The organism is Paenibacillus sp. FSL K6-2524 (assembly GCF_038005525.1).
GTDB classification, from domain to species: domain Bacteria; phylum Bacillota; class Bacilli; order Paenibacillales; family Paenibacillaceae; genus Fontibacillus; species Fontibacillus anaericanus.
The window spans coordinates 4,319,528-4,332,442 of sequence record NZ_JBBOSP010000001.1; the positions used below are offsets into that span (position 1 = coordinate 4,319,528).

A 12,915-nucleotide genomic window follows, 5' to 3' on the forward strand; every position below is an offset into this window, starting at 1 on the left:
TACATTATTGACATTTCGATATTTTTTAATTATTACCTTAAAAAATAAGGCTCAGATCCAAATCAGAGGTACAGTCCCTACGGTGGAATGGTGCTATATTTAGGAGGATGTTACCATCACTGTTAAAGGAATAGTGCTTGAATTGAACCACATAAAGTGGAAATCCTCCTTGTAACTGTGAACACTCCGCTTGTCCACATTCCTCCAAACTCCACTGTTGTATTCATACTGTCAATCACTGATTTATAGATTAAGCCTTAAATATTCCCCACTGGAGGAAAGATATTCACTAATTATGTTTAACTATGCAGCCGCTAAATATGTAATAAAACTAATTAAAAACAAGATTATATACGCGACCCCCGTTCCCGCAAAGGCTAATCTCCAAACTGCCCGAAACAACCTCTTCGCGTCAACCTTACCTTTCAGACGATTCTGCGCCCCCCCAATTAATCCGCCAACAATCAGTAATATAAGAACTATAAGGTATAACCCAAAACCTGAATTAAATACATTGTTAAAAAGTGCTGACACCGACAAAATTAGAAATAACGTGGTTACATCCATCGCAAGCTTAATGGCTGCCTTCTTGTCTCTCTGAAAATAGAAATGAATGAAATAGACCAATAAAAAGGGGATAAACGGCACGATAGACAGAACAGCCAACAGACCCATGTTCCACCTCCTAAAAGTTTTGTGAGCAATAACTACTTGGAATTACTTCGTACAAAACTTGCATCGTAAGCATACGCTTAGTTTTGTGAGCAAGACTACTTGGAATTACTTCGTACAAAACTTGCATCGTAAGCATACGCTTAGTTTTGTGAGCAATTCAGATCGATATGCGATTAGTGGATGGCAAGCCACGTATAAGTTGCCAAACCATTTCGTGTCCAGGTGCAGAAACTCCAGCAGAACGTCCCATTTCAACCAGATAACCATTGATAAAATCTACCTCAGTAGGAACTCCCTGAAGTACATCATTCAACATTGAAGAGATATTTCCAGCAGTAGAACGACACACTTCAGAAACTTGCTCATACAGAGCGGGATCATATGATATTCCATTTGCCTGATAAATAGCTGCCCCTTCTTGGCAAAGCTGTCTGAGCAAGTTTCTACGCTCCTCTGTCTCCAGCAACTCACCATTGGGAATTCGCCATAATGCTGTCAATGGATTAACAACTGCGTTAATCAATAGTTTCCTAAAAATTTCCCTATCGATGTCTTTCGACAAAAAGGCAGGGAATCCTGCTATATCTAGCGTATTCACCAAACTTTCTCCTCTATCATCCCCATATATTCCCTTTTCAGCTTCTCTTTGATCGGATTTCGGACTCCTTCTCTCAACTATACCTATAGTCGTCTTCCCAACCCCAGATCGAATTACACGTTCTGTTCCAATCCGCTTACCTCCTTCGGTTGTAACCGCCGTGTAGATCTGTCTACCTTTCAAAGAAGTTAATAATTTTTCTAAATGTCCCATTCCATTTTGAAAACATAATGTCCCAGTCCTCTCTCCATGCAGTGACTGAATTATGCTCAGCAGCTCTCCATCTATATGTCGCTGTTTAGTCGTTATAAACACCCAATCATTTTCTCTATACTCACCGATCTTAACAGCTTCTTTAATTTGATGAGCTTGGAATTTACTTGCTTCAATTTGATGAAGCGATCCATCAGATTCTTCCAATATGTACCCTTGCTTAGTGAGTAAGTCCGCTTGATGATTAGTTCTTGTCCAAAAGGTAACTTCATGTCCCGCATTTAGCAGTTTCGCTCCAAAAAGCAAGCCTAACGCTCCCGCTCCTATGATCTCAAACTTCATTCCAATCTCTCCTTCTACTTACACATTATAGCTCCTCCGCATTTAACCTATCTTCTTTATACCAAATCCTTACCTACAAACACAAAAAAATTCCGTCAAAGTTGACGGAATTCCCTGTGGTAATTACTCTATTCAATGCGCTCAAGATTACCATTTGCATCCATTTTAAATCTCGTCTTTGACTCATCTTCCTCTTCATTCAGAAATGCAAGACGACGTGCTCGATCCATAATTTGAATCAGTGCTCTATAGTCGTCATTCACGACTCTATAGTCCGTCTGTACTTCATTCACTTGGGCAGAGAGCCTATTATTATGTTTGCGAAGGAGCTCCAGTTCTTCGTCTCTCTCGCGCAATTCCTTCTCCAAGGATTTCATATGGCGACTTGTTTCTTGTACCGTATTTTTCCATCCTCGCAAAAAGCGAATAACAGCATCGATCGAAATCGTCTCTTCCGTTACCCCTTCACTTCTATAATTTCCGTCTTCCAGTTCAACAGAAGCCAAAGAAGCTAAGGAAGCGATTGCTGAATTGCCCACAATTGAGCCTTGTTTCTTCAAATAATTACGTTTCTGTCTTTGTGCCTTAGCAATTCCAATAGCAGCATCGTATTTTTTACGAATACAACTGTTCCACCGGAAGCCACAGGCTGCCGCGGTCCTTCCGATTCTTTCACCCACTTCTTCAAATGCAGTAAGTTGTGTACTACCTTCCCGTATATGCCGCAAGGTAACTTCTGCCAATATCAAATCATCTTCTGTACTCCATGCATCTTGTCTCACAGCTGTCATACTATAAATACCTCCTAACGACATCTAATAACCGCCTTCTTAGCCATCAACCCATTGCGTTATTTCAATTGGTTGATGCTCAAAAGACCTCTTACTCCATTTCTATGCCTCTTAAAGAGTTCATAGAATCTATTTGATACTATTTTGTATGTCCAAAAAAAGTTACTGTCATACATTTATCTATAAAAGACTAATAAAAAGAAAAATATATCATTAAAAACTTCATAACACTTTTGGACAATCTCGCATATAACTATTATATAAATCACAATTCGATGCCTATATTTTGGTTTTAATTGACTTTTTGTTTACACTTTTTGGGGCTACGGGTATAATATTGGATAGAGGTTAATACTGTGTATACATATGAAGGGGGAGTTAATCGTGGCACGCATGTTCCGCGTTCTTGGCTTTTTCACACTCGTCATTGGCCTGATGGCCTTTGCAGGTGATCTAATTGAAATGGCTCTGCTATTTTTCCTGCAAACTGCTTTTTTCGTGGTCTTCGGTTACCTGAAGTTTACAGAGAGAACGTATATCCTGCTTTTCTGGGGATATATGATCGTTGCATTTACTGGATTTAGCTATTGGACGATCTTTCAAATGGGCATGCCCCTCTAATTATTTGACGAATACGATCCTCCCCAAATTTCAAATGTATTTAGAAGACGATTCCGATGTAACATCCGGGTCGTCTTCTTTTCGTACAGAAGGAATAAATCAGACATGCTGATATTTCCTTTCCTAAGATCATATATATATGTACATCAACTTAAGGAGAGGATCGCCCTTGTACAGACGTATCATATCCTTATGTGTCCTGTTCTCTCTTTTAACGTTAGTTTGCTTCCGGGCTCCTTCATTAGCAGCTGCAATAACCGAGGAAGAACAAGCCATACTAGAGAAAAGTTTATCCATAATAGAAATTGACAGGGAGATCGCACGGATCGAAAGAAGACAACAAGAAACAGAAACCTCTGTCGCTATGCTAAATCAACAACTTGCTGAAAAGGATGAACAAATTATTACTAGCCGGGAACAGGCAGGTATTAGGATCAAAGCTTATTATATGGGAGAAAGAGAATCTTTACTTGGTGCTCTCTTATCGGTGGACAGCTTGAGAGATTTCTTCTCCGTCCTAGATTATTACCAGATCATCGCCGAGAGGGATCAAGATATTCTAGGCACCTATAAAACTGAATACAGTTCTTTGAAAAAAACGAAGGATACACTAGATAAGCTGTCTAATGAACTTTCAGATATGAAAGAGAACTTACTTAAGCAACGCGAGCGAGTAGCTACTTTACAGCAAAGTGTTGATAGCTCACTCAGTGCAAGTGCTGACCCAGATAAATTGCAAGCTATGATTCAGGAGTTAACCAACTATTGGGAAAGTGTTGGACTTAAAGAAGTACGCAAATATTTTCATGCACTTTCCTTGGCGATGTCAGAGTTTCCTGATTTTTTGAGTAATCATAAAGACAGTCTAATCTCTGTTAAAGGAGGATATACACTTGTCATCCGTGAAGAGGAACTAAACAACTTCCTACATGATAAACAAGATCTATTACGTAATATGTCTTTCAAGTTTGAAGAATCAAAAATAATCGCACAAGGAAGCAGAGATGGGTTTGATCTAAAGATAGAAGGACACTATTCCGTTGAGAACGCACCTGATAATTCCATTATGTTTCACGTTGATCGTCTTATATTTAATGGTTTTGAACTTCCAGATACGACATCCCGGGAACTCGAGAAAGACTTCGATCTCGGGTTCTATCCTAAACAAATAGTCCCTTTCATAGAAGCCACCGAAGCGACAATCACAAAAGGGATTTTAACTGTAAAACTGAAATTATCTATTTAATATAAAAAAAGTGCTACTTTTATTTCACTTCGATAATCGTTTCATCGTTAATCTCAGATATTCGGGTCATATAGTCTTCAGCATTTATTGTCCCTCTCAGAAACTCTCTTGAAGCTCTTGAGAATTCATCCATTTGAGCAGGAAGTGTAGCCCCTACAGGCAAGCTTCCTCCTTGTTTATTCACTAATGAAGCTGGCACCCATTCCGGCAATCCATTCTTAGTGGAGTTATAATAAAGTGATTTGAGCACTGGAAGATGCCCTGTCATAGCATACCAATCACGCTGTCCTGCTTGGTTCGTCATCTCAGAAATCCACGATCCAGCAGCTTCGGCATTGTCAGTTTGTGCCGATACTACGTAACTTCGTCCATTAATCCACATCGTTCTTCCAGAATTGGTTGGCTCAGTGAACGAGATCTCCATTCTTGGATATTGGCGAACATCCGCCTCTGATGCTCGGGCCAATATAATAGCTACCTCTCCGTTATAGAACTTCTTCCAGCCGTCCTCAGCTAACTCACTAGAGCCCTCAATTAGGTTCAACAAATGAGGTCGTAGCAATTCAATTTGCCGGATTGCTACCTCCGTCTCCTCCGTAAGTGTAAATGGAGATATAGGGGATATTTCATTAGCTTCTAAGCTCTCTCCTCCCAATTGCCACAGCAATGACATACTCGCAAAAGGATCTTCATAATTTAAGCCCAGAAGATAAGGAATTTCTTGTTGGTTCATAAACTCAGAGATTAGTCCTGTCCATTCTAGGGCAGATGTCGGTAGTTTCTCCAATCCAAGCTGTTTGAGTGCTACAGGATTGTATGCTAATACGTATGGATCCACATCCAGTGGAACCCCCCAAACATAACTGTTCCATTCATTCTGCGCCAACGAAGAACTTAACACTTCCCCGGTCAACGATCCGAAATAATAATTCTCTGTAGGTAATAGATAACCTTCAGCAGCAAATCTACGAATCCAGACATTGTCGAGCAATAATACATCTGGTGATTCACCAAGTTCAAGTTGCAACTCAGTTGAGGAATATGAAGCTTCCGGAGGGATATTCACCAATTCAACTTGTATGGGATGTGTATTCATATACGATTGATTCATTTGCTGAAGAAGAGTGAAGTCTGCCTCATCCATTTGCACCAGAATTTTAAGATGCCCTTCTTCTTGAACCTTCTCCGGACTTGGAGGATGGATCATTTCCGCATTTCCAACATCCTCATTGCTGATGTTGGCCGAATTCTTGCTCGGTGACAAATTTATCAACGCCAACAGAAGGATGGCAAAAAGCAACCAATGGTTTCTACGCTTCACATCCATTCTTCCTCTCCACAAGTTCTAAGCGCTATCATTACCATTCATAATAACAAATTTCCGCACCTTTTGTCCTACTAATCTTGATAATATAATCTTCTTCAGAATCATATCACTCTCTATGCTAGTATCCTGTTATTAGTTCAACAGTTATCTGCAAAATAAAACGCCGAATGGCTACCATTCGGCGTTTTTTTATACCTAAATTTAGAACTCCAATCTCTTTATTACAATAAGTCAGCCGCCAATTGAGCGAGTTTGGATCGTTCTCCTTTTTCTAGTGTGATATGACCACTAATCCCCTGTTCTTTGAAACGCTCCACCAGATAAGTTAACCCATTACTAGCGGAGTCAAGATAAGGGTGATCAATTTGCTCTGGGTCACCCATAACAACAATTTTGCTTCCTTCTCCTACCCGTGAGACTATGGTCTTTATTTCATGACGCGACAAGTTCTGTGCTTCATCCACAATTATGAATTGTCCTGGTATTGAACGCCCACGAATATACGTTAGAGCTTCCACTTGGATACTCCCAAGTCCCATCAATATTTTATCAATATCGCCAGATTTCTTCGTATCAAATAGATACTCCAAATTATCATATATAGGCTGCATCCAAGGTCGAAGTTTCTCTTCCTTCTCACCAGGCAAATATCCTATATCCTTACCCATAGGCACAACAGGACGCGCAATCAACAGCTTTTTATATTTATGTTCGTCCTCTACCTTTAGTAACCCCGCAGCTAATGCAAGTAAAGTTTTTCCTGTTCCCGCCTTACCCGTAATGGTAACTAACGGTATATCATCATTAAGCAGCAATTCCAGTGCCATCCGTTGCTGAGCATTCCGAGCACTAACCCCCCATACCGATTCTGTACTCAAAAATAACGGCTCTAACTTTAAACCATCTTCATTGACTTTGAGTAAAGCAGATTTACCAGTGCCCATTTCATCCTTCAAGATGACAAATTCATGAGGGTATAGGGAATACGAAAGCCCCAGCGGTTTTATCGGTAAAGATCGATAGGTATAAAATTCATCAATGATTGAGGGATGGACTTTAATCGTGGAATAACCTGCATATAATTCACTTGGACCCGCAGTACGATCGGTCATATAATCCTGAGCAGTAATACCGAGTACGTCTGCTTTGATTCGTAAGAGCACATCCTTACTAACTAATACGACTGGACGTGGTACATCCTGATCGCCTTCTTCTAAATGATAATTTAATGCTACTGCCAAAATCCGGTTATCGTTAGTAATCTCACCGAACATTTCCTGAACTTTAACGAAACTTCGATGATTCAATTCCACTTTGAGGATTCCACCATTATTAAGCGGAACACCGTCATGTAAATGCCCTTGCTCACGTAGTGCATCCAATAACCTTGACACACCCCGTGCATTTCGTCCGATTTCGTCGGGATTCCTTTTCTTCGAATCAATTTCCTCAAGTACTACAGCCGGTATGACCACTTCATGTTCATCAAAGGCAAAAATCGCATTGGGATCGTGCAACAATACATTCGTATCTAATACAAATATTTTTTTCATTGATATCCCCTCCACGGTGGTCATTGCAGCCTTTTATTCAAATACATATTTTTCTCCGCCTTGAGAAAATCTAAATAACAGAAAATATATCGAGATCAGATCATCTCCGAAAGGACGGATCAACATGCGAATATGGCTGTGTTTGTTATTGATGGCTTCTCTGCTTGCTGGCTGCGGTACTATGTCAAAAAAGGCATCACCCTCTCCTCAGAATCAAACGGAGAATACTCCCCGGGTACAGAGCACCAATCAAAACGGGACTAGCAAAATTACAGGATTAAGTAAAAATGAACAAATTAACAGACAAACTCATCTTGAAGAATTAGTTAAACATGTAGAAGGCGTTAAAGGGGCTCACTGTGTAGTCTTGGGCAATACTGCAGTTGTCGCCATTGATGTAGAAGGAAATTTAGAACGTGCACGTGTTGGTAGTATCAAATACACTGTTGCCGAAGCACTTCGCAAGGATCCCCAAGGTGCGAATGCGATCGTAACAGCCGATCTTGACCTATCGCACCGCATTTCAGAAATTGGTCAAAAGATTAAAGAAGGTCACCCTATATCTGGGTTTGCCACAGAGCTTGCAGATATCATGGGTCGTATCGTTCCGCAGCTTCCAAAAGACACCAAACCAAGAGCGAATACCAATCAACCAGCCAACCCAATAAATAAATTAGAACAAAAAACGACTACACCTAAGAATGATAAGACTAAAGAAATGAAAATAGCACCAGATGGAAAATCTTAAACCGCTCTAAGAGCCTGCAATACAAGAAAAAGCCCAGCGAATAATCGCTAGGCTTTTTTCATTGCGGAGAATACTTGAGCATCCAGCATGTCCGCAGCACGCTGATCATAAACTTTAGCATATTCTGGAGGTGATGCAAGCTGCGCACCATAGAAAAGAGCATTACGTACGGCTTCGATATGCACATCGAAGCAGCACATTTTAAATGGCACGTCAGCAAGCGGGTCTTGCACTACATCAGCCTTACCATTAATAGCATAAATGGTGTTCTTGCCAAACACCGTTACTGTGACACAATGATTGGCCTTAATATTATCAACAAGACGTGAACGATGATCAAGCGCAAGACGAAGCGTGGAGTGATCCACCGCATAGATCCATGAAATCGCACTGGAGGTTGGCCCCCCAGACTCAAGGTCTACTGTATTAAGCAGAACAAAAGTCTCGGACTGAAAGGTGGAAAACAATGATTCCGACAATTGAGTAACGACTTCGGACACGATATCAGCCCTCCTGTGAAGTACAATTGCTCTATCTAGTTCACCTGTATTATATCATGTTGTAAAACTTACATTCAATGCTCATTTACCGTCTAAGGAAGAACTCTCATCCTTTGCAGGTAAATTAGTACCGGCAAGCTCGTCTTTCAAAGCCTGCTTAGCCTGTTCAAATTCAGTTTCGTTCAAATATACATAGGGGCTCTTCCATTCTCCGGTCACCGGCATGAAATCAACGTTCTCCTTAGATATATTCCAGTAGGTAGTAATCATATTCTTCATTTGCGCCGACTCAAAGTCAGTTTCCACATTTTTACCTATAGCCTTAATTACATTTCCAGCACCAAGAACGCCGTTCATTGACTTGGCTTGATCCATCAAAGCATGTAATACTTCATTCTGCCGTCTGTTACGATCAAAATCATCAGAGGCTTTCGTCTTAGGGCTACAATTTGACTTACGGTAGCGAACATACCCAAGCGCCTTATCACCATCTAGATGCTGAGCGCCTTGCTGTAAATTGATGTCAGTACCATCCGCGCGATCGCGGTAACACATATTGGCATCTACATTTACATCAACACCACCAAGAGCATCTACAACATCACGAAAACCTTGAAAATTCATAACGACCACATAATCAATTGTAAGATCAAAATACTTACTCATCATCGTCTTCATTTCCTGTTTAGCAGAGATTCCAGATTTCTTCTCTTTTGCTAGGAAATTCGGATAGAATGCATTGATTTTATTGGTCTTGTAACCATCCATCTGCATACGCGTATCCCGCGGCAGTGAAACAATGGTCGCAGATTTCGTTTCGGGATTTATCGCGATAACCATCATGACATCGGTAAGATGTGTGCCCGTCTCTGGTCGATAATCTGTCCCAAGTAATAACATCGTAATCGGTTTGACCTTTGCTGAGTTCTCAGGAGCAACTGCTTCTGGCGACCCGGTCTCATCAATCACGTCATTTAGCGTAACTACCATAGAACCTAGATATATACCCACACCAATTACCAGTAAAATAATTACCGTAAGTAGCACCTTAAGAAATTTCCTAGCACCACTTGACTGTTTCTTCTTCTTTGTTGAACCCTTTGAGGATCGTCTTTGACTCCGCTCACGAGGAGGTAAGCCGCTGCGGTTAGAACTCATGAATTCAAACACCTTTTTTCATTTATAATATAGTCACATTACTAATCCATACTATTCGACTTTATCTTCAGCGATCGGTGTAGACTTCAGTTTCTTGTTCCGACGGCCTTCCACAAAATAACGTATGCGAACCATAAGCATAAGAATAACGGCAACCAGAAGACACTGAATAATAGGTAGCTTATCAATTTGAAAAATAAGCAGAAGAAAGGAACCTATTGCCATCAACAAGTAGAGCACTACTTCCTTCAAAAGCGACAGCTTTTGACCAGCACGAAACACCTTGTTGTATACGAAGAACACTAGCACCAGAATAATTAGATAAGAAATTACTGGATGGTTAGCAAACCAAGATTGCAACACGGTTCCCTCCTTCTTGGGAATCACAAGTTTATATTAGATATTAGCTTCTGCGTTTTTGCGTTGTTTCTCAAAACGTTCACGTTCGCTCTTATTAAGAATTTTCTTACGAATACGAACGGATTTTGGTGTGATTTCACAAAATTCATCATCGTTGAGGTACTCAAGAGCCTGCTCAAGCGAGAAGAGACGTGGTGTTTTCATTTTGACAGTATCCTCTTTATTGGCTGAACGAATGTTATTGACTTGCTTCTCTTTACAGATGTTAACGATAATATCGTTATCACGAGTGTGCTCACCAACAACCATACCCTCATAGATGTCTGCTCCTGGCTCTAAGAAAAGAATTCCACGATCTTCAATAGACAAGATACCATACAAAGTGGAAACGCCATTCTCACTAGATACCAATACACCTTCATGGCGTCCGCCAACTTGGCCACTTACGACTGGTCCATAGCTGTCAAAAGCATGGTTCATGATACCATATCCACGTGTCAAAGTTAGGAAATGAGTAGAATATCCGATCAATCCACGAGCTGGAATGAGGAATTCAAGACGAACATTACCAGCTCCGTTGTTGATCATGTTCACCATTTCTGCTTTACGTGATCCAAGACTCTCCATTACTGAGCCCATGCTTTCTTCTGGAACGTCGATCATCAAACGTTCAATCGGTTCCATTTTGACTCCATCAACTTCCTTGATGATAACTTCAGGTTTCGAAACTTGCAATTCGTAACCTTCACGGCGCATATTCTCGATCAAGATCCCTAAATGAAGTTCTCCACGGCCCGATACGATAAAGGCATCAGGACTATCTGTATCATCTACACGTAGCGATACATCCGTCTCAAGTTCTTTATACAGACGCTCACGCAATTTACGGGAAGTAACCCACTTACCTTCACGACCAGCAAAAGGACTGTTATTAACAAGGAATGTCATTTGTAGTGTAGGCTCGTCAATTTTCAGTACCGGAAGTGCTTCTGGTTGATTCGGATCCGCAATGGTCTCACCAATATTAATATCTTTAATACCGGCGATAGCTACAATATCACCAGCTCCAGCTTCAGCAATTTCCACTCTACGTAGTCCTTGGAAACCAAACAATTTCTCGATACGAGCTGATTTTTTGCCACCGTCGCGAGTCATGACCGTTACAGGCTGACCTTGACGAATAATACCGCGATTTACACGACCGACAGCAATACGTCCCATATACTCGTTGTAATCCATTAATGTAACTAGGAATTGTAGCGGTTCATCAACTTTTTCTGTAGGTGCCGGAATATGTTCGATAATCGTATTGTAAAGGGCAAGCATGTTTTCATCTTGCTGCTCAGGATTCATACTTGAAGTTCCGTTTAGTGCAGATGCATATACTACGGGGAATTCCAACTGTTGATCTGTTGCTTCAAGTTCAATAAATAGATCAAGAACTTCATCAATGACTTCAGCTGGTCTAGCAGCAGGGCGGTCAATTTTATTAACTACCACAATTGGAGTGAGTTTTTGTTCTAGTGCTTTGCGAAGTACGAATTTAGTCTGAGGCATACAGCCTTCATACGCATCAACGACGAGCAATACGCCGTCAACCATTTTCATAATCCGTTCTACTTCTCCACCAAAGTCGGCGTGTCCTGGAGTATCAACGATATTTATCAAGTACTCTTTATACGTGATCGCTGTATTTTTGGCCAAAATTGTAATACCACGTTCCCGCTCAATATCGTTAGAATCCATCGCGCGCTCGGTTACTGCCTCGTTATCACGAAAAATCCCCGATTGTTGTAACAGTTTATCAACTAGTGTTGTTTTACCATGGTCTACGTGTGCAATTATTGCAATATTCCGAATCTCATTTCTTTCATGCATAGTCTTTTCTCCATATCCTTTCGTCTCTGTGTATTTAGTTTTTTTCTCCCTTAAGCCGGGAGCGGCGTAGTTCACCACAAAAGAAGCGTCGGACGAATAAAATGCCGACGCTTGACATATCCCTTATATTATACGCAAAATTTCGAATAATTCAAGAACTTTCCAGACATCACCATAGTCGCCGACTCTTACCACGGGCCGTAATCAATAATATACCCCCGATGATAAGTACAATAGCTATAAGATAAATGATGGATAAGGAGAATAATGTCCATCCAAGCATAATAACAGAAAATACTCCAAGTATCAGGGCCGCGAGTAATACCCCGCTCTGGCGCTGCGAAGGCGCCGAAGCCAAATCGTACTCAAGTAACCCTATGGCTATCCCCAAAATAAAGAAAGGCCATGTGTACTTAAGGGTGCCAAATCCCCAGATATTGGCGATGAAGAACAGTATACTGTAGGTAATCAAGATGCCCCCAGGAAGAAGTAATTCCGCAGGACCCCTTCTTAAGTAATGCCAAAGGTGGAACAAAATGCCGGGAATTAGCAAGAGTAGCGGCCACAGCGCTTTACCTAGAAAACTGAAAACTCCTAATTTTCCAAGCAAGATGATGATCCCTGCAGCCAGAATCAAAATACCGGTTGTAAGCTTGTTGTTGTCGGTCATTTCATCACACACCTTCCAAATGACAATAGGGGACAAGCCGCTGCAAAATACGACATTACCCTTCTTACACCCAGTTTAAATGAAAATGAGGAAAAAAACCACTCTCCCCTCATGAAAAAATCCAAAAATATCCTAAGTGAAATTTCATTTTTATTGAAGAAAATACTAATCTTTGGCACACAAAAAGAACCAGCTGCTGGCTGCTGGTTTTCTTTACTCCCATATGTTCGATTTT

Annotated in this window: 13 protein-coding genes; 3 read left to right on the plus strand and 10 right to left on the minus strand. The window is 40.8% G+C overall.

Annotated elements, in window-relative coordinates; genetic code table 11:
* Window positions 1-303: 303 nt before the first annotated feature.
* From NST85_RS19915 to NST85_RS19925, 3 genes are all read right to left on the minus strand, one after another.
* Entirely contained in the window at window positions 304-675 is a 372-nt protein-coding gene (locus tag NST85_RS19915) for a DUF3397 domain-containing protein (RefSeq protein WP_341190178.1), read from the minus strand.
* A 157-nt stretch (window positions 676-832) separates the two neighbouring features.
* Entirely contained in the window at window positions 833-1,828 is a 996-nt protein-coding gene (locus NST85_RS19920) for a ketopantoate reductase family protein (RefSeq protein WP_341190179.1), read from the minus strand.
* 128 nt (window positions 1,829-1,956) lie between these two features.
* Entirely contained in the window at window positions 1,957-2,619 is a 663-nt protein-coding gene (locus NST85_RS19925; protein WP_127191143.1) for an RsfA family transcriptional regulator, read from the minus strand.
* A 384-nt stretch (window positions 2,620-3,003) separates the two neighbouring features.
* Here NST85_RS19925 and NST85_RS19930 point away from each other — a divergent pair, with 384 nt between their 5' ends.
* Entirely contained in the window at window positions 3,004-3,240 is a 237-nt protein-coding gene (locus NST85_RS19930) for a DUF2626 family protein (protein ID WP_127191144.1), read from the plus strand.
* 169 nt (window positions 3,241-3,409) lie between these two features.
* A complete protein-coding gene (locus tag NST85_RS19935; protein ID WP_341190180.1) occupies window positions 3,410-4,486 on the plus strand; it encodes a coiled-coil domain-containing protein in 1,077 nt (358 codons plus the stop codon).
* Window positions 4,487-4,505: 19 nt separating this feature from the next.
* Here NST85_RS19935 and NST85_RS19940 read toward each other — a convergent pair whose 3' ends face one another.
* Window positions 4,506-5,807, minus strand: a complete 1,302-nt coding sequence (locus tag NST85_RS19940; RefSeq protein WP_127191146.1) for an ABC transporter substrate-binding protein — start codon at window positions 5,805-5,807, stop codon at window positions 4,506-4,508.
* Window positions 5,808-6,034: 227 nt separating this feature from the next.
* Complete coding sequence (locus NST85_RS19945) at window positions 6,035-7,366, minus strand: PhoH family protein (protein ID WP_127191147.1); 1,332 nt, start codon at window positions 7,364-7,366, stop codon at window positions 6,035-6,037.
* Between the two features lie 124 nt (window positions 7,367-7,490).
* Between NST85_RS19945 and NST85_RS19950 the strand changes: the two genes are divergently transcribed.
* Window positions 7,491-8,114, plus strand: coding sequence for a YhcN/YlaJ family sporulation lipoprotein (locus tag NST85_RS19950; RefSeq protein WP_127191148.1), 624 nt, complete (start codon window positions 7,491-7,493; stop codon window positions 8,112-8,114).
* A gap of 47 nt (window positions 8,115-8,161) precedes the next feature.
* On the opposite strand, the gene NST85_RS19955 is transcribed toward NST85_RS19950, so the two are convergent.
* From NST85_RS19955 to NST85_RS19975, 5 genes are all read right to left on the minus strand, one after another.
* Window positions 8,162-8,614: a pyridoxamine 5'-phosphate oxidase family protein gene (locus NST85_RS19955; protein WP_127191149.1), complete on the minus strand. Its 453-nt coding sequence runs from the start codon at window positions 8,612-8,614 to the stop codon at window positions 8,162-8,164.
* Window positions 8,615-8,695: 81 nt separating this feature from the next.
* Complete coding sequence (locus tag NST85_RS19960; RefSeq protein WP_127191150.1) at window positions 8,696-9,772, minus strand: LCP family protein; 1,077 nt, start codon at window positions 9,770-9,772, stop codon at window positions 8,696-8,698.
* A gap of 51 nt (window positions 9,773-9,823) precedes the next feature.
* Complete coding sequence (locus NST85_RS19965) at window positions 9,824-10,132, minus strand: YlaH-like family protein (protein ID WP_127191151.1); 309 nt, start codon at window positions 10,130-10,132, stop codon at window positions 9,824-9,826.
* Between the two features lie 36 nt (window positions 10,133-10,168).
* Complete coding sequence (gene typA / locus NST85_RS19970) at window positions 10,169-12,010, minus strand: translational GTPase TypA (RefSeq protein WP_127191152.1); 1,842 nt, start codon at window positions 12,008-12,010, stop codon at window positions 10,169-10,171.
* Window positions 12,011-12,179: 169 nt separating this feature from the next.
* Window positions 12,180-12,680, minus strand: coding sequence for a hypothetical protein (locus NST85_RS19975; protein WP_127191153.1), 501 nt, complete (start codon window positions 12,678-12,680; stop codon window positions 12,180-12,182).
* Between the last annotated feature and the right edge of the window lie 235 nt (window positions 12,681-12,915).

What these genes read in the sequence shown, in the direction of transcription:
- NST85_RS19915 (WP_341190178.1), bottom strand. Translation starts at nt 675, where the DNA reads ATGGGTCTGTTGGCTGTTCTGTCTATCGTGCCGTTTATCCCCTTTTTA.
- NST85_RS19920 (WP_341190179.1), bottom strand. Translation starts at nt 1,828, where the DNA reads ATGAAGTTTGAGATCATAGGAGCGGGAGCGTTAGGCTTGCTTTTTGGA.
- NST85_RS19925 (WP_127191143.1), bottom strand. Translation starts at nt 2,619, where the DNA reads ATGACAGCTGTGAGACAAGATGCATGGAGTACAGAAGATGATTTGATA.
- NST85_RS19945 (WP_127191147.1), bottom strand. Translation starts at nt 7,366, where the DNA reads ATGAAAAAAATATTTGTATTAGATACGAATGTATTGTTGCACGATCCC.
- NST85_RS19950 (WP_127191148.1), top strand. Translation starts at nt 7,491, where the DNA reads ATGCGAATATGGCTGTGTTTGTTATTGATGGCTTCTCTGCTTGCTGGC.
- NST85_RS19960 (WP_127191150.1), bottom strand. Translation starts at nt 9,772, where the DNA reads ATGAGTTCTAACCGCAGCGGCTTACCTCCTCGTGAGCGGAGTCAAAGA.
- typA (WP_127191152.1), bottom strand. Translation starts at nt 12,010, where the DNA reads ATGCATGAAAGAAATGAGATTCGGAATATTGCAATAATTGCACACGTA.
- NST85_RS19975 (WP_127191153.1), bottom strand. Translation starts at nt 12,680, where the DNA reads ATGACCGACAACAACAAGCTTACAACCGGTATTTTGATTCTGGCTGCA.